General features: G+C 59.4%; 14 protein-coding genes. 6 read left to right on the top strand and 8 right to left on the bottom strand.

Annotated features, from left to right (window positions below):
- Positions 1–36 precede the first annotated feature (36 nt).
- Positions 37–1,206: a p-hydroxyphenylacetate 3-hydroxylase oxygenase component gene (locus tag AC1DQM_RS04800; RefSeq protein ID WP_138867374.1), complete on the top strand. Its 1,170-nt coding sequence runs from the start codon at positions 37–39 to the stop codon at positions 1,204–1,206.
- A gap of 68 nt (positions 1,207–1,274) precedes the next feature.
- The gene (locus AC1DQM_RS04795) at positions 1,275–2,231 is read left to right on the top strand and encodes a p-hydroxyphenylacetate 3-hydroxylase reductase component (RefSeq protein ID WP_018927899.1); all 957 of its coding nucleotides are present in this window, start codon (positions 1,275–1,277) and stop codon (positions 2,229–2,231) included.
- A gap of 108 nt (positions 2,232–2,339) precedes the next feature.
- Here the strand turns inward: AC1DQM_RS04795 and AC1DQM_RS04790 are convergent, their stop codons facing one another.
- The 4 genes from AC1DQM_RS04790 to AC1DQM_RS04775 all read right to left on the bottom strand — a co-directional run bounded on the left by AC1DQM_RS04790 (position 2,340) and on the right by AC1DQM_RS04775 (position 6,655).
- On the bottom strand, positions 2,340–3,446 hold the full coding sequence (locus AC1DQM_RS04790) for a class II histone deacetylase (protein WP_018927900.1): 1,107 nt from the start codon (positions 3,444–3,446) through the stop codon (positions 2,340–2,342).
- Between the two features lie 35 nt (positions 3,447–3,481).
- Positions 3,482–4,645, bottom strand: coding sequence for an MFS transporter (locus AC1DQM_RS04785; RefSeq protein WP_138867375.1), 1,164 nt, complete (start codon positions 4,643–4,645; stop codon positions 3,482–3,484).
- Between the two features lie 22 nt (positions 4,646–4,667).
- On the bottom strand, positions 4,668–5,549 hold the full coding sequence (locus AC1DQM_RS04780; RefSeq protein WP_178114252.1) for a transporter: 882 nt from the start codon (positions 5,547–5,549) through the stop codon (positions 4,668–4,670).
- Positions 5,550–5,677: 128 nt separating this feature from the next.
- Entirely contained in the window at positions 5,678–6,655 is a 978-nt protein-coding gene (locus AC1DQM_RS04775; protein ID WP_018927903.1) for a helix-turn-helix transcriptional regulator, read from the bottom strand.
- A gap of 266 nt (positions 6,656–6,921) precedes the next feature.
- Here AC1DQM_RS04775 and AC1DQM_RS04770 point away from each other — a divergent pair, with 266 nt between their 5' ends.
- On the top strand, positions 6,922–7,827 hold the full coding sequence (locus AC1DQM_RS04770) for a methyl-accepting chemotaxis protein (protein WP_138867376.1): 906 nt from the start codon (positions 6,922–6,924) through the stop codon (positions 7,825–7,827).
- Positions 7,828–7,866: 39 nt separating this feature from the next.
- Here AC1DQM_RS04770 and AC1DQM_RS04765 read toward each other — a convergent pair whose 3' ends face one another.
- Positions 7,867–9,195, bottom strand: coding sequence for an alginate export family protein (locus AC1DQM_RS04765; RefSeq protein ID WP_086945692.1), 1,329 nt, complete (start codon positions 9,193–9,195; stop codon positions 7,867–7,869).
- A gap of 305 nt (positions 9,196–9,500) precedes the next feature.
- On the opposite strand from AC1DQM_RS04765, the gene AC1DQM_RS04760 reads away from it, so the two are divergent.
- From AC1DQM_RS04760 to feaR, 3 genes are all read left to right on the top strand, one after another.
- Positions 9,501–11,000, top strand: coding sequence for an APC family permease (locus AC1DQM_RS04760; protein ID WP_064617366.1), 1,500 nt, complete (start codon positions 9,501–9,503; stop codon positions 10,998–11,000).
- Positions 10,981–11,565 (top strand): DUF3156 family protein, encoded by a 585-nt coding sequence (locus AC1DQM_RS04755; protein WP_028940818.1) that lies wholly within the window; start codon positions 10,981–10,983, stop codon positions 11,563–11,565. Before AC1DQM_RS04760 ends, AC1DQM_RS04755 begins: the two co-directional genes overlap by 20 nt.
- A 118-nt stretch (positions 11,566–11,683) precedes the next feature.
- On the top strand, positions 11,684–12,646 hold the full coding sequence (gene feaR / locus AC1DQM_RS04750; RefSeq protein WP_086945690.1) for a transcriptional regulator FeaR: 963 nt from the start codon (positions 11,684–11,686) through the stop codon (positions 12,644–12,646).
- A 59-nt stretch (positions 12,647–12,705) separates the two neighbouring features.
- On the opposite strand, the gene AC1DQM_RS04745 is transcribed toward feaR, so the two are convergent.
- Genes AC1DQM_RS04745 through AC1DQM_RS04735 form a run of 3 tightly spaced genes read right to left on the bottom strand, consistent with a single transcriptional unit; the run spans position 12,706 to position 15,080 of the window.
- Positions 12,706–13,473 carry an SDR family oxidoreductase gene (locus AC1DQM_RS04745; protein ID WP_111454930.1) on the bottom strand — a complete coding sequence of 256 codons (768 nt, stop codon included), beginning with the start codon at positions 13,471–13,473 and terminating at the stop codon, positions 12,706–12,708.
- Complete coding sequence (locus tag AC1DQM_RS04740; protein WP_138867377.1) at positions 13,466–14,266, bottom strand: SDR family NAD(P)-dependent oxidoreductase; 801 nt, start codon at positions 14,264–14,266, stop codon at positions 13,466–13,468. The genes AC1DQM_RS04745 and AC1DQM_RS04740 overlap by 8 nt, the downstream gene beginning before the upstream one ends.
- Positions 14,259–15,080: a molybdenum cofactor biosynthesis F family protein gene (locus AC1DQM_RS04735; RefSeq protein WP_138867378.1), complete on the bottom strand. Its 822-nt coding sequence runs from the start codon at positions 15,078–15,080 to the stop codon at positions 14,259–14,261. The genes AC1DQM_RS04740 and AC1DQM_RS04735 overlap by 8 nt, the downstream gene beginning before the upstream one ends.
- Positions 15,081–15,137 lie beyond the last annotated feature (57 nt).

Below are 15,137 nucleotides of genomic sequence, written 5' to 3'. Positions count from 1 at the left end.
CGCCGGCCGGACATCCAATAATAAGCAGGGCCGTCCATGAAAAAGCCAAACCCGCTCCTCGAAGACCTCAAATCCATTCTGCCGACCATCGCTGCCAATGCCTTTGAGGCCGAGCAGGACCGCAAGGTCCCCGACGAGAACATTGCGCTGCTCAAAAGCATCGGCATGCACCGTGCCTTTCAGCCGAAGCAGTTCGGCGGGATGGAAATATCGCTGCCGCAATTTGCCGACTGCATTGCCTTGCTCGCCGGCGCTTGTGCCAGCACGGCATGGGCCATGAGTCTGCTGTGTACTCACAGCCATCAACTGGCGATGTTCCCGGCCAAATTGCAGCAGGAAGTCTGGGGCACCAACCCGGATGCCACCGCCAGCAGCAGCATCGCGCCTTTCGGCCGTACCGAAGAGACCGAAGGCGGTGTGCTGTTCAGCGGTGAAATGGGCTGGAGCAGCGGCTGCGACCATGCCGAGTGGGCGATTGTCGGTTTCCGTCGCAAGAATGCCGAGGGTACCCAGGACTACTGCTTCGCGGTGCTGCCGCGCAGCGACTACCAGATCCGTGACGACTGGTTCGCCGCTGGCATGAAAGGCAGTGGCACCAAGACTTTGATCATCGACAATGTGCTGGTACCGGAACATCGCATCCAGAAAGCCAAAGACATGATGGAAGGCAAGTCCGCGGGTTTCGGTCTGTACCCGGACAGCAAGATCTTCTACTCGCCATACCGTCCTTACTTTGCCAGCGGTTTCTCCACGGTGAGCCTGGGTGTCGCCGAGCGCATGCTGGAGGTGTTCCGTGAAAAAACCAAAACCCGCGTGCGTGCCTACACCGGTGCGGCGGTCGGTGCCACGACCCCGGCGTTGATGCGCCTGGCCGAGTCGACCCATCAGGTAGCAGCGGCCCGGGCCTTTCTCGAAAAGACCTGGCAGGAGCATGCCGAGCACAGCGAACGACATGAATACCCAAGCCGCGAAACCCTGGCGTTCTGGCGCACCAACCAGGCCTACGCCACCAAGATGTGCATTCAGGCAGTGGACCGGTTGTTCGAGGCCGCCGGCGGCAATGCCTGGTTCGAGCATAACGAGATGCAACGCCTGTTCCGCGACTCGCACATGACCGGGGCCCATGCCTACACCGACTACGACGTCTGCGCGCAGATCCTCGGCCGCGAGCTGATGGGACTGGAGCCCGACCCGAGCATGATCTGAGCCAGATCGTCACCGCGTCCCCATAACAACAATCAGGACTGCTCCTGAAAGCAGTCCGGGAGTCTTGCATGTCTGATAACAGCGTTTGTGCAGCTACTGAAACGACCTTCGACCCACGAGCCTTTCGCCGGGCGCTGGGCAATTTCGCCACCGGCGTGACGGTGGTGACTGCCGCCAGCGCATCCGGGCGCAAAGTCGGGGTGACCGCCAACAGCTTCAACTCGGTATCCCTCGATCCGCCGCTGGTGCTGTGGAGCATCGACAAGCGCTCCAACAGCCACGAGGTGTTCGAGCAGGCCAGCCATTTCGCGGTCAACGTGTTGGCGGCGGACCAGATTGACCTTTCCAATAATTTCGCCCGGCCCAAGGAAGATCGTTTCGCCGAGATCGAGTTCGAACCGGGCGAGGGCGGGGCACCGGTGTTCGCCGATTGCTCGGCGCGTTTTCACTGCGAGAAGTACCAGCAGGTGGATGGCGGCGATCACTGGATCATGATCGGCAAGGTGGTGGCGTTCGATGATTTCGGTCGCTCGCCGTTGCTCTATCACCAGGGCGCCTATTCCATGGTCTTGCCCCATACCCGCATGACTAAACGCGATGAAAGCCAGCCACCGAGCAGCCATTTTCAGGGGCGCCTCAGCCATAATCTGTATTACCTGATGACCCAGGCGGTGCGGGCCTACCAGTCCAGCTACCAGCCACGGCAACTGTCCACCGGCCTGCGCACCAGCGAGGCGCGCATGCTGATGGTGCTGGAAAGTGACGCAAGGCTGAACCCCAACGATCTGTTGCGTGAGGTGGCGATGCCTGTTCGGGAAATCGATGAGGCCGTCGCCAACCTCAAACGCAAGGGGTTGGTGAACGACGATGACAACGGTGTACGTCTGACGGCTGCCGGTATCGAGCAGACCGAAGACCTTTGGGCGATCGCTCAGGCGCAACAAGAGAAAGTCTTTGCCGAATTCAGCGAGACGCAGATAGAAACGTTCAAAACCGTGTTGAAACGACTGATCAGCAACTGCTGACCGTTTGATCTTGGGGTAGAAAAATCCGATGCCGGTAATGGCATCGGATTTTTTTTTGCGTCACGCTCGGGCCGTTGAACTGCGCTGCAACATTGTCAGCGCCAAGGCTCAGCGTGCTACGGCCAACTCATCGATCAAGTGCCGTTGAAATGCCGCAAACGCTTCCTTCGGTTGCTGCAGCTGCACAAACTCCAACATGGGGTCGGTGACTTCAGTCCTGATGCCAGCCAATTCCTCAATGGTCGCTAACCCGCAAAACGGCACATACGCTTCGGAGTACCCGCCTTCATGCACCAGAACGAGACGGCCTTGACACAACCGTTCGGCGGCTTCGCGCACGCAGCGAGTCATCTGCCGGTACGAGTCGCTGTGTAACAGCATCCGGGCGAGGGGATCGACGGCGTTGGCGTCGTAACCGCAGGCAACGATGATCAACTCGGGCTCGAAGCGCTCCAGCGCCGGAATCACGATACGCTCCATCGCATAGAGATAAGCCTCATGACCGCAGCCTGGGGGCAACGGAATATTGATATTCGCTCCCAATCCCGCGCCGCGGCCGCGATCGGCTTCACCGCTGTAACCGGCGGGGAAACAGCTGTCTTGATGCAGCGAAATGGTCAGCACATCACCGCGTTCCTCAAAGATTGATTGAGTACCGTTGCCGTGGTGCACATCCCAGTCGATCACCGCGACTTTGCCCAGGCCACGGTGTGCTTTTGCGGCTTCAATGGCGATGGCGATATTGGCCAGGAAGCAGAAACCCATGGCGCTGTCGGCCAGGCAGTGGTGACCCGGTGGGCGTGACAGAGAGTAGGCATTGTCGACCTCGCCGGATAGTACGGCATCGACCGCTGCCATGGCCAGTCCGGCGGACAGCCTGGCTATTTCATAACTGCCGGGCCCAATGGGAGCATTCGGCCCCAATTCGCCGCCGCCGGCATCACTCATGGCCTTGAAGCGTTGCAGGTAGTCAGGCGTATGAACCCGTAGCAGATCCTCATCTGCTGCCGCATTGGCGCTTCGTACCTGTAAGTGTCGGGTCAGGCCGGAAACGTCCAGCAGGCTCTTCAGACGGCGCTTGGTTTCCGGCGATTCGGCGTGGCCGGCAGCGGCAGGCGGTTGCACCCAACCTCCCACCGGCAAGGTCAAGGCGTGCAGTCCGGCGCTGTGCCAGAGGCTGAGTTCGTCGAAGAAAAACGCACTTTTTCGGCTCATCGTTCTTTCCATTTTCTTTAGGGTAAAAGGACCACTCACGCGCTAGGGCGGCAGCTCAGAATCAACACCAGGGACAGCAAAGTGATGCAGGCCCCTCCGATAAGCAGCGATTGGAAACCGCCGCTGGCTTCGATCAGCCGGCCAGCCACTGTCGGGCCGATGGCGAGGCCACCACCGATCACAAGGTTGGAGGCATTCATCAGTTTTCCGGAACGGTCGAGGTCGGCCAGGCAGGCCAGAATCAACGGCAGAATGAAGGTCCAGGTGAACTTGAAAAGCAGCGCAGCCATAGCAAAGCGCAGCATTTCAGGTTGGCCCAGCAACAGCAGCACCGAGCCTGCCATCAGCCCGTAACCCAGCAGCAACAACAGCAGGCGTGGCAGACGATTGCCGATCAGCGAGGCACAACCCGCACCGACAATGCCTGTCACCGTAGCAACGGCAAGAATCTCGCCGCTGGACTCGGCAGAGAGGCCGGCGTGGGTGCTGATGGAACCGATAAAGGTCCAGACGCCGCTCAGGCTGATGTAAAAACTCAGGATGGCAAGAATGCCTAGTGCCGCCTTCCACTTCGAGGCGAGGGCTACTCGCTCGGCGGTTTTCTCAGTCGGCGGGCTGCCTTGGGGAAAGTAACGGGCCATTGGCAAAAAGACCGTCATCAGCCCTGCAAGGATCAAGTAGCAGGCTGACAGCCCGTAGTGTTCGAACAGGCGTGGCAGGATGCTCAAGCCAATCGCCCCGACCACCAGTTGCCCCATCACCCATAAGCCATAGACGCGATCGGGGTTGGACGTCGAGGCGGCGCTGGACAGACAGATGATCATCAGTGAACCGCCGGCCAGGGCGCTGCAAAAGCGCAATGCCAGGAGTAGCGAATAATTGTGGGCAAGCATCGAGAGCAGGTTGGCTGCAATGAACAGTATCCCGGCCAGCAATGCGGCGCGGCGCCAGTCGATACGTTTGAGCCACCAGAGAGCGGGCAGGGTGGCCAGGCTCATGGCACCGAGTTCGGTGGAGAACAGATTGCCTATCTGTGACGGGCTCAGCTGCCATTGAGTTGCCAGTTGCGCCGCCACAGCCGGTGCGGTCATGAGGATGGTCGGGGTGATGGCGGCGAACAACACAATGGCTGCCAGCAATGCCAGTTGGGATGATGCGAGCGAGCGGTGATTGGTCAGCGGTTTGGTCTGGGTGTTCATGTTCAAGCTCCGATGAATGAATTCAGAACACATGGACCAGACGCAGCAATGCGTCGGTACCGTGATAGCCGTTGTCGGTGACGACGTTCTGCGAGAGGCTGAACATCAACTGATTCTGTTTATCGAGCCAGTGACCGACTTCGAAACCCACCTGGGTGTAGCGCTTGTGGGTGTCATCGATGCGTTGTTCATTGATCCGCAACTCGCCGCCATCGGCGTGGATCAGTCGCAACGCGCCATAGGTGCTCGACGTGAAGTCATAAGAGGCAAAAGCTTGCAAGCGATACAGAGGGTCCTGTTTGAGGTCATTGCTGAAGTAGTCGTCGTTCTTGCCATAGAGCTGGGCTTCGAGGTTGGCTTCCAGCACCCATTTTTCACCGATGCCCTGGGTGTAGTTGTAAACGAAGGTTGCCCCCCAGCGATTGGCACCGGGTGACACATCGGGATTTGTGCTGTGGTACTCGCCCACCGGCAGGGTAATCAGGGTCAGCAACCCGCTGTAGGTGCGCGAGGTGGGGTCGTTGATGAAGAACAGGGTGCCGCCGACCTGAGGGTCACCGAAACCGCTTTCTCCGGTGTGCTGACTGGCACCTGGCAGGTGGGCGCTGATGTCGGCGAAGGGCACGATGAATTGTGGGGTGCAGAGGGTGCCGCAGATGTCGGTGAAAAAGACCTGGCGATAAGCCACGGCGTTGACCTTAAGGTCGGCCTTGCCCGTGCTGTCGGCGGGGCCGTGGAAATCATTGGCGCGGCTTGCCGGCAAATACAGCACGCCCAGGGTGGTGCCCGAAGGGGCGCCGAAAAAATCCCGGGCGTTGAGGTCGGCGGCGCCAGCATGCAGGCTCGACAGACCACTGATAAGAGCCAGTGCAGTGTTGCGGTTGAAGGTACTGGTCATGGGCATTGCGTCTCTTCTTTGAGTTGTTGTGCGGCGAACGGATCGCCCCTACGTGGCATAGGGAAAAAAGGGCAAAAGTGTCCCGTGGCTGTCAAAAAGGCAGCTAAAAAGTCAGCGCGAGTCAGCGGGGTAGATCAGTCAGGCGGGGCGTGCAGCAGATGGGCAATTCGGGCTTTGTCCTTGACCCCGAGTTTGCTGTAGATGGCGCGGATGTGGTGGCGCACGGTATTGGGTGACATGCCCAGATCGCGGGCGACTTCCTTGTAGGTCTTGCCTTCGCCGAAGCCTTGAGCCACATCGTTTTCTCGTGGACTCAATTGCATCAGCACAGTGCGGCTGCGGGCTGCCAGCAAGAACAGATCACCGACCGTCGAGGCCTCGATCTGCAGATACTTGCCTTCATACCCATTAGCGTCCATTGCCACCGGCAGGCAAGGGCCGGTCCAGTCCGTCCACTCGGTCAGCAGCAAGTCGACGAAACCACGTTCCGCGCAGTGCAGTGTGCCGCGCTGGTCGCATACGGCGAGCGCCAGATTGCGCGGGCGGGTGAGGGTTTCGCGCATGGCCACAAGGGTGCGGATCTGGTTGGCCGATACCGCAGCAACCAGATGAAGCATGAGGTTGTTCAGCAACCGACAATCCTGATCGGAAAAGCGCGGTGCTTCGGGAGCGCGATACACCGTGAGGTGATCGCTGAGGTGGGTTTGTGGGTCGACGTACACAATGCACAGCAATTCGCCAATACCATAGGATTCGCCGAGCCAGTTGAGTCCGGAACCGTTGGAAGGGTCGCGCATGTCGACGATGACCGCTTGCCCGGGGATGTCGTGGACCCTGCCGACGGTCACGTCGATGTGGCGAATCGATTGCCAGTCCGACAGGTAGCTGCGGGGCAATTTGTAGAGATAGGAGTTGTGTTCTTCAGGCAACCCTTCAATCAGCGCCGCACGCCCCCACCAGGCACTGTCGAAGGGTAACAACTGGTTGATGCAGCCCAGCGCGGCGTGGTGGAAATGCTCGATGTCTTTGTCCTGAGCCAGGCGCTGAAGCTCTAGTGTCATTGCACTGAACGCCTCTAGGAGGCTGGCGTGACCATGATCATGACGGCTCATTCGTATGTACCTCTGTGCGACATTTTTATTGTTTTCGTCACGAAGTCATTAAGGACCGAAACGTCGTTTTGACGTGGGCAGGGCCTGAGGACGAGTATCGGCGGGTTGAGAGAGTATCGCTATCCTACAGATGCACGATGGCTGCTACAGGAAGGCCTTTTGTGTGTGGCAGACAGGAGCAAACGCCTCAGCAGCCACGTACAAGCAATCATCTCCCGTTTGCTATCAGATCCAGTGTCTCGACTCGATGAACAAAGGACAGGCTGATGTTCTTCAAGAAACATAAACAGCAGCAGGCGCTCACCGAGGCCTTGCAACTGGAACGGTTTACACAAGAAAAAAACCAAATCGTGCAACGTCTGCGGGTCGCCGAGGAGCTGTCCAAGGGCCAGGCCTGCCAATTGGAGCGCAGCGAGCAGGCGCTTGAAACGCTTCGCCAACAGCTGGAACAGACCCGGCTCCGCGAGCAGGCGCTGGAGGCCGAGTTAAGCCTGCACGTGCAGTTGTCCCACCAGCACCGGCAGGAGGAGCAGATCTGGGAATTGTTGCAGTCAACGCTGACCGAGGGTTGCTGGGACATCACCGTGGTCAACGGTGATGTGCAGGATCCAGCCAGTTGCATGCGGTTTTCCAGTCAGTTCCGCCTCCTCATGGGGTATGCCCCGCACGAGCTGCCCGACGGTTGGGATGCTCAAGTCAACATCACCCATGCTGACGATCTGCCGAAAATCATGTCGATCTTCGACCGGGAAATCCTCGCAACCCACGGCAGTGGTGAATACGTCTTTGAATACCGGATGCGCCACAAGACCCGAGGTTACATCTGGTGTCGCGAGCGTGGTCGCGCAGCCCGTGATGAGCAGGGCCGCTTGACCCGAGTGATCGGCGCGGTGCGCGACATTAGCGATGAGCGTTCAGCCGAGGCCACCCATCAACGAATGCTCGAGCAGAATCAGGCGACCTACGGCCAGATCGCGACGGTGGTAGGAGTCATTAAAGGCATCGCCGACCAGACCAACTTGCTGGCCTTGAACGCCGCCATCGAAGCGGCCAGGGCGGGGGAGGTCGGGCGCGGGTTTTCAGTGGTGGCCGATGAAGTGCGCAAACTGGCGGAAAATACCCGCCAGGCGACTCATCAGATTCAGACGATGTTGCATCAGCACAAACAGTAAACCGCGTCAGGAGCTGCGCCAGGCAGCTCCTGACATGGATTAGAAAGGCACGGCCACGGTCAGTTGGCTGTAGACATTAGTGCCGTTGCCACCAACCTGATTACCGCCGTTGCTTTCATCCTTTTCCGGCTTATACAGGCCCACCAACGGGGTGACGATCAGGTGCTCGTTCACCGCCCATTCGGCATACAGGTCCAGTTCACGACCATCGAGGTCCAGCGCATTGTTCTTGTGCAGGGTCTTGTAGTCGAAAAACAGCACGCCAACGGTCACTGGCTCCAGTGGTTTGACTTTGAGCGCCACATGCTGGATCGCGGTGTTGCTGTTGAACGGGCCCGAATAATTACCGGCCACTTCGCCCTGGAACCAGGTGCCGTAGCCACGGTTGACACCGTTGAACATCGAATCCCAATCTTTGGAATAGCGGCTGTAACGGTACGTCAGGTCCGGCGACCATGGCAGGTCGGCAAAGGTGTAGCCGGCTTCGGTGTACCAGGCTTTTTCCGGGCCGGCGTCCTTGTCCTGCCAGGCATATTCGAAGGAAAAGTGAGCGTTCTCTATTCCGGCATTGCCAGCGCCCCGCAGGCTATAGATGTTCATGCCTTCACGTTGCTTCTGGAAGTCGCTGGCATAACGATCATCGACGTCAATGCCGTGAATATACGTCAGCCCGAGGGTACCTGGCGCGGCGGTGTATTCCAGGGTGCTGGCGGCCATCTCGGTCTTGGCCTGGGCGCGGTTGTCCGACTTGATCCACATCAGGCTGCCGTGCACGCCTTCCTTGCCGCCCAGGCGCAGGACGGCCGTTTCGTCGAATGCGTGGCGCGCCGCGAGATAATAGGCACCACCTCGGTTGAACTCACCATCCGCCACACCTTTACCCAGGTTCAGGCCGTCGTCGTTGATGATGAAACCGTCACCGAGAGTAATGACCTGGCGCCCAAACGACACATCCACGCCATCCTTGCCAAGTACCGGGAACAGGTCGCCGGAACGCCAGCCGGCGAAGGCTTCATCAAACTTTGTGGTTCGTTCGGTACCGTCGGTGATGCCCGCGGCATCGCCATCGCCCCAGGTGCCGGAACTGACCATATTGGCCGTGCCGTAGGCGCTGCCCAGGCCGCCGAGCGTTTGCTCGACACTCAAGCCATACTTGATAAATCCTTCGCGCCAACTAGACCCGCCTGTGGTGCCGTCATAGTTCTTGCGACTGTTGAACATCCCATAGACCGCGAGGAAGTTGCCCGTGACCTTGGTGTCGTTATCAGCATACAGCTCGTACGCCTGGGCCGACGAGTCGGCGATCAAGAGCGCGATACCCAGACCAACGGCCTTGGGCAGCGCTCGTGCTTTCAGTGTTTGCTCCATTGTTGTTTTCCCCAGCTTTTGTTGGACAGTTCGATAGGTCGAGTGCGCATTAGGGCGACTGGAGGTGGGGGAAGTCTTTCACCTGCGTGCCAGGCATTTGATCCTGTCAGCCACGCGGTGAAGCATGGCAGGGAGCAACAAGACCGGCGGCAGACATGGGCAAGACGATCTGGGTGGCAGAGGAGCACAGTCACTCTGCACACGGCGCCGTTTCGCTCAGGGACTGGCTGGGGAGGGCTTTGTCGCCAGCTCCTTGAACGGCTCGTTACATCCACTATAAAAATCCGCTTTTGAGGATCTGCACTATGTCGATCAATGACAGACTCACCGAGCATTTGAACCGGGGCACGGTCGGTTTTCCCACTGCGCTCGCCAGTACCATTGGTCTGATCATGGCCAGCCCGGTGATTCTCACCGCGACCATGGGCTTTGGCATCGGCGGCAGCGCCTTCGCGGTGGCCATGCTGATTGCCGTGGTGATGATGTTGGCCCAGGCGACCACCTTCGCTGAAGCGGCATCGATCCTGCCGACTACCGGTTCGGTCTACGACTACATCAATTGCGGCATGGGCCGCTTCTTTGCTATCACTGGCACGTTGTCGGCCTACCTGATCGTGCATGTGTTCGCAGGCACTGCCGAGACCATTCTTTCCGGGGTCATGGCCCTGGTGAACTTCGAGCACCTCAATACCTTGGCAGAATCTGCCGGTGGTTCCTGGTTGCTTGGGGTTGGGTTCGTCGTGGTGTTCGGGATTCTCAATGCCTTCGGCGTCAGCGCCTTCGGCAGGGCAGAGATCATTCTGACCTTCGGCATGTGGACCACGTTGATGGTGTTTGGCGTGTTGGGGTTGATCGCGGCGCCAGCGGTGCAACTGGATGGCTGGTTCGGTGTATCCCTTGTGGGTACTGACCTGATCACCATCCTGTCGCTGGTGGGCATGGCCATGTTCATGTTCGTCGGTTGTGAGTTCGTCACCCCTCTGGCGCCGGACTTGCGCCAATCGGCCAAGGTCATGCCCAAGGCGATGATTCTGGGGTTGTTGAGCGTTGCGTCGTGCATGTTCATCTATGGCGCGGCAATGAAGCGTCAAGTGGAGAACGTGTTGCTTGATGCCGCCGGTGGCGTGCATCTGCTCGATACACCGATGGCCATTCCAAAGTTCGCCGAGCAGGTGATGGGCAATATCGGTCCGATGTGGCTGGGGATCGGCTTTCTGTTTGCCGGGGCGGCGACCATCAATACACTGATGGCGGGTGTGCCGAGGATTCTTTACGGCATGGCAGTCGACGGCGCGTTGCCCAAGGTCTTCACCTACTTGCACCCACGCTTCAAGACGCCGCTGCTGTGCATTCTGGTGGCGATGCTGATTCCTTGCCTGCATGCGCTGTATCTGGGCGGTAACACTGACAACATCATGCATCTGGTGTTGGCCGCCGTTTGTGCCTGGAGTTTTGCCTATCTGCTGGTGACGCTGTCGGTGGTAATGCTGCGCATCCGTCGTCCCGATCTGCCACGGGCCTATCGCTCGCCCTTCTTCCCGTTGCCACAGATCCTTTCCAGCGTCGGCATCCTGCTGGGCATGTGGTTTATCACGCCGCCCGGCATGAACCCCGCGGATATCTATGTCCCGTTCGCGGTGATGCTTGGTGGCACCGCGGTGTACGCGCTGTTCTGGACGTTAGTCGTGCAGAAGGTCAATCCATTCAAGCCTGCTTCGGTGGAAGAAGTGCTGGCCAAGGAGTTCTCCAATGAACCGGGGCACCCTGACAACGGGTATATCGACCATGCTGCAAAAACTGTCTGAGCTGTTCAGCGCCAGACGCGCCCCAGCCGGTTATCGACCTGGGGTGACGCTCGAGCACCTGCGGCGCAACCTCGGTCTGGCCAGTTTCGAGCAGACAGAGCCGACAGCGGCCCGGGCTTCGCTGGACGATGGCAGCCTGCAATTGGAGATCGTCGAGCGCACCGAGTCGCAGCTGTTGATGCACCTGGTCATGACCGAGTTCGTGATCCGGGTGCCTGCCTCGACTGAGGGCGCGGCGAGCTTCGAACTGCACCATAGCGGGGCTGTTCGACGGACCGGGATCCGCTGTCGGCAGCGTGCTGGAGACGCCGCGCTATTAGCCAGGTTGCAGGCCAGGTTGCAGGAGGACAGTGCGCTGCACCAGGCCTTGATGCCGTTGGACTTCAAACGCTTGCGCATTGATCTGCAAGGGCATCAGTGGTGCGTACGGCTGGAGCATATGGGTGGCAGCGAGGTGGTCAACCGCATGCCGGCCTTTCGTCGCTACATCGCTTTGAGCCGTGATCAACGCACTTGGCTGCTTGACACGTTGACTGGATTGCAGCGCCTGTTGCGCACGTTCTGATTCGCGATTTTGGCATCATTAGTGCTACCCACTTTGGCAGACACGTACTTGTTGCGCGTATATAGATAACATGTTAACTATTGCGCAACAAAAACAAAAAGCCATTGTGGAGAGCCCCATGAGCATCCATCAGTCTGTGCAAGACGGGTTGGAAACCTGGACCCGGGATCTGCGAGCAGCCTGTGGTCATTTCGACACAGAATTGGCCTACAACCGTTCGCTGTTCATTGGTGAGGTTTCCGAGTGTTCCCGGGGCGGTCTGTCCTTGGCGAACTTGCGTACCAACGCAGGGCTTATCAAGCGCGACAAGCCCAACGCCGATCACGACAACGAACAGGATTGTTTCCTGGTCAGCCAGCGCAGCGGTTACTGCCAGATCACCCAGTACGGACAGAGCATCCAGTTGGCACCCGGGGACCTGCTGCTGATGGACTCGGCAGGTTCCATTGAAATCAGCCCATTCGGGCTGATCGAGCATGTCTCGGTCTCCTTGTCCCGCAACGAAGTGTGCAAACAGCTTGGCAGCCAGTCCCGGACGTTCGGCAAGATTTCCTCGAGCAAGGCCTGTGGGCGGATGCTGCATGTGCTGGTGGATCAGCTGTGCAAGGACGCGTGGGTGGGCGAGGGCGCAGTCGGTGAGGGTGAGGCGTTGCAATCGGCTTTTGTATCGTTGCTGGGTTCGGCATTCGATCAGGATCAGGTGTCGGGGGATGACGTTACTTCGTTGCAGGGCAACAACCTGCGCAGTTATGTGCAGAAAGTCATCGACGAGTCCCTGACCCAGCCGGGCTTGAGTCCCGTCGGGCTGGCCAATCGATTGAACATTTCAGTGCGGCACTTGTATCGGTTATTTGAAGAGCAGGACGATAGCGTCTGCCGCTACATTCAACGGGCGCGGCTCAAGCGCAGCGCCGATGACCTGACCAATCCGTTCTTGCGTAGCGAATCGATCACCTCCATCGCTTACAAGTGGGGCTTCACCGACTCGGCGCATTTCAGCCGCTCGTTCAAGAAGCAGTTCGAGCTGTCACCCAAGGATTTTCGTTCCAGTCATTTGCAGCAGGCGGTGGGGACGGCTTGACTCTCTGAATGAAAAAGGGGGCTTTTCAAAGCCCCCTTCCAGCATGAAAAAACGCTACATCAAACCTCTGGCAAGGTCGAGCCGCCATCGACCACCAGCGTCTGTCCGGTGATGTAAGTTGCCAGATCCGATGCTAGAAACAGCATGGCTCCGGCAATATCCGCCGCCTTGCCAAGCCGTCCCAGGGGCACTCGACTGGCGATATTTTCGTTCAGTTGGTCGTCCCCCAGATTGCCCATGGCTGGCGTCGCGATCATGCCCGGCTCGACGCCATTGACCCGCACGTTGTGTCCGGCCAGTTCCAGTGCCGCGTTGCGGATGAAACCGTTGACCCCGGCTTTTGATGCCGCGTAATGACTCAGCCCCGGATAAGCCACTTTTGGGCCGGTAACTGACGAAGTGACCAGCACACAACCACCGCCCTGACGGTGAAACATCGGCAAGGCCGCCTGGGTCAGCCAGAACAATGCCGAGAGATTGACCGCCAGGGTGCGCTCGAGAATGGATGGCGTGATGTCGGCAAACGGTGTCAGCGGAAAATACCCGGCGTTGTGCACCAGAATATCGAGCCGACCCCAGCGTTGCTCCAGTGCCCGGACCATGTCGAACACTGCCGTGGCATCGGCCAGATCGACGCCCACAGCTTCGACCTGACACGTCTGCCCGGACAATTCGCTGGCCAGTGCCTGAGCCTGTGACAGTTGCAGGTCGGCGATTACCACTCGCGCACCGCGCCAGGCGAAGGCTTCGACGATCGCCCGGCCAATGCCTTGGGCGCCGCCGGTCACCAGTACGGTTTTACCGCTGAAATCCAGGTCATCAGGCATGAGACGGCTCCATGTGGGTGTAGGCCAGGGTCGGCACATCGACGATGCTCGAGCCGCCGTCGGCCACCACGGTTGCGCCCGTGATAATCGACGCTTCGCTAGAGGCCAGGAAGCGGCAAACCCTGGCAATTTCCTCGGCGCTGGCCGGTCGTCGCAACGGCACGTCGGCGCAGACCCGGTCATAGGCTTGCTGCAGCGTTTCGCCATAAAAGTCCATCAGCGGCTGCATCTCCTGATCGGCCATGGGCGTGCGCACCCAGCCCGGGCAGACGGCGTTCACTCGTACACCGCGCGGGCCGTAATCCCTGGCCAGCGAGCGGTTGAGGCCGAGCAGCGCGTGCTTGGCCGTGGTGTAGCCGCAGACTTCGGGCCCCGCCGCTAGCGAGGCGATGGAACCGATCAGCACGATGCTGCCGGTACTCTCCAGCAGCAGAGGCAGGCAGGCCCGGGCACTGTAGAAGGCGCTGTCCAGGTTGCTGCGCAACGCTGCTTCCCAAGTCTGCGGGCTGGTGTCGGTGGCGCTGCCCAGGCCAAGGCCGCCGGCACAGGCCAGCAGTACATCAAGGCGCCCGTAGCGCTGACGAATCTGTGCCACGAATCCTTCCCAGGTGTCCGGGCAGGCGGCATCGCCGACCAAAACCAGCCCGCCGGTTTCCCGGGCAATTTGCTCCAGGGGCTCGCGGCGGCGGCCGATCAACACCAGATTGACGCCTTCGGCTGCGTACAGCCGGGCACAGGCAGCACCGATGCCCGTCCCGGCACCGGTGATTGCAACGGTACGTGGCTCAGGCATTGGGATACTCCGTCCGGTTGAGAACCTGGCAGTAAGAGCTGACCGGAAAGTTCGACAGTTCATCGAAGGACGACCCGGCATAACCGAAGATCTTGCCGTCGCTGCGGTGCTGTTGCAGATCGATCAGCACCAGGCCGAGGGTCGGGATGATCTTTTCGCGCCAGACGAACAGGTACAGCTGATCGGCGATCTTGTAGTAGTGACAACGGTCGGTGTCGCACAGGCCTTGCTCGACGCCCTTGAGGCACTGCCAGGAATAGAACTGATCGTTGAGGTAGATGTGTTCGTAGACTTCACTTGGGCTGTAGCGATACAGGTTGCGCAGGCCGCTCAGTTCGCTGGTCGGTGCGTGAGGGCATTGGCCTTCCTGCCACGGACGATCAAGGCTGCCATGCAAAAACTCGACTTCGACCGAGGTCAGGTGCTTGCCCGCCAGCGCACGGCTGTAGAGGCCTTCACGGGTTTGCTCCTGGGTCGGCATGCGGCCGATCACGGCGGTGAATGCAGCGCTAACGGTGTCGAGCACCAGGCTGATCGACCAGGCTTGACCACCTTCGTGCTTGATGAAGTCCACCAGGTACAGACCTGGACGCACTGAGGTGGCTCGATAGTTTGCAGTGCCTGTGGAGTGCCCATCGGCAGCGGTCCAGGATAGGGCTTCGGTGTCGAAACGATGTTCGATCTGCCAGCCATTGGCGAAGTTCAGCGTGAAGGCCTTGCCGTTCAGGTCGGCCAGGTTCGGCAGGATGAAGGCTTCAGGGGCGAAGCCGTCGGCCAGGGCGCCAACGGTGATCCAGTCGGATGATGTTGTCATTGCAATGCTCCAGTTGAGTGAAATAACAATCTGGAGCATGCGGTTCGCAAACAAGCT

The sequence above is a fragment of the Pseudomonas sp. 01L34 genome (genome assembly GCF_056400265.1).
The sequence above is the reverse complement of the archived record's forward strand: the minus strand, read 5'-3'. Positions and strand labels throughout refer to the sequence as shown.

Coding starts and splice junctions, on each gene's coding strand:
- AC1DQM_RS04800 (WP_138867374.1), top strand. CDS start 37: ATGAAAAAGCCAAACCCGCTCCTCGAAGACCTCAAATCCATTCTGCCG.
- AC1DQM_RS04795 (WP_018927899.1), top strand. CDS start 1,275: ATGTCTGATAACAGCGTTTGTGCAGCTACTGAAACGACCTTCGACCCA.
- AC1DQM_RS04790 (WP_018927900.1), bottom strand. CDS start 3,446: ATGAGCCGAAAAAGTGCGTTTTTCTTCGACGAACTCAGCCTCTGGCAC.
- AC1DQM_RS04785 (WP_138867375.1), bottom strand. CDS start 4,645: ATGAACACCCAGACCAAACCGCTGACCAATCACCGCTCGCTCGCATCA.
- AC1DQM_RS04780 (WP_178114252.1), bottom strand. CDS start 5,549: ATGCCCATGACCAGTACCTTCAACCGCAACACTGCACTGGCTCTTATC.
- AC1DQM_RS04775 (WP_018927903.1), bottom strand. CDS start 6,655: ATGAGCCGTCATGATCATGGTCACGCCAGCCTCCTAGAGGCGTTCAGT.
- AC1DQM_RS04770 (WP_138867376.1), top strand. CDS start 6,922: ATGTTCTTCAAGAAACATAAACAGCAGCAGGCGCTCACCGAGGCCTTG.
- AC1DQM_RS04765 (WP_086945692.1), bottom strand. CDS start 9,195: ATGGAGCAAACACTGAAAGCACGAGCGCTGCCCAAGGCCGTTGGTCTG.
- AC1DQM_RS04760 (WP_064617366.1), top strand. CDS start 9,501: ATGTCGATCAATGACAGACTCACCGAGCATTTGAACCGGGGCACGGTC.
- AC1DQM_RS04755 (WP_028940818.1), top strand. CDS start 10,981: ATGCTGCAAAAACTGTCTGAGCTGTTCAGCGCCAGACGCGCCCCAGCC.
- feaR (WP_086945690.1), top strand. CDS start 11,684: ATGAGCATCCATCAGTCTGTGCAAGACGGGTTGGAAACCTGGACCCGG.
- AC1DQM_RS04745 (WP_111454930.1), bottom strand. CDS start 13,473: ATGCCTGATGACCTGGATTTCAGCGGTAAAACCGTACTGGTGACCGGC.
- AC1DQM_RS04740 (WP_138867377.1), bottom strand. CDS start 14,266: ATGCCTGAGCCACGTACCGTTGCAATCACCGGTGCCGGGACGGGCATC.
- AC1DQM_RS04735 (WP_138867378.1), bottom strand. CDS start 15,080: ATGACAACATCATCCGACTGGATCACCGTTGGCGCCCTGGCCGACGGC.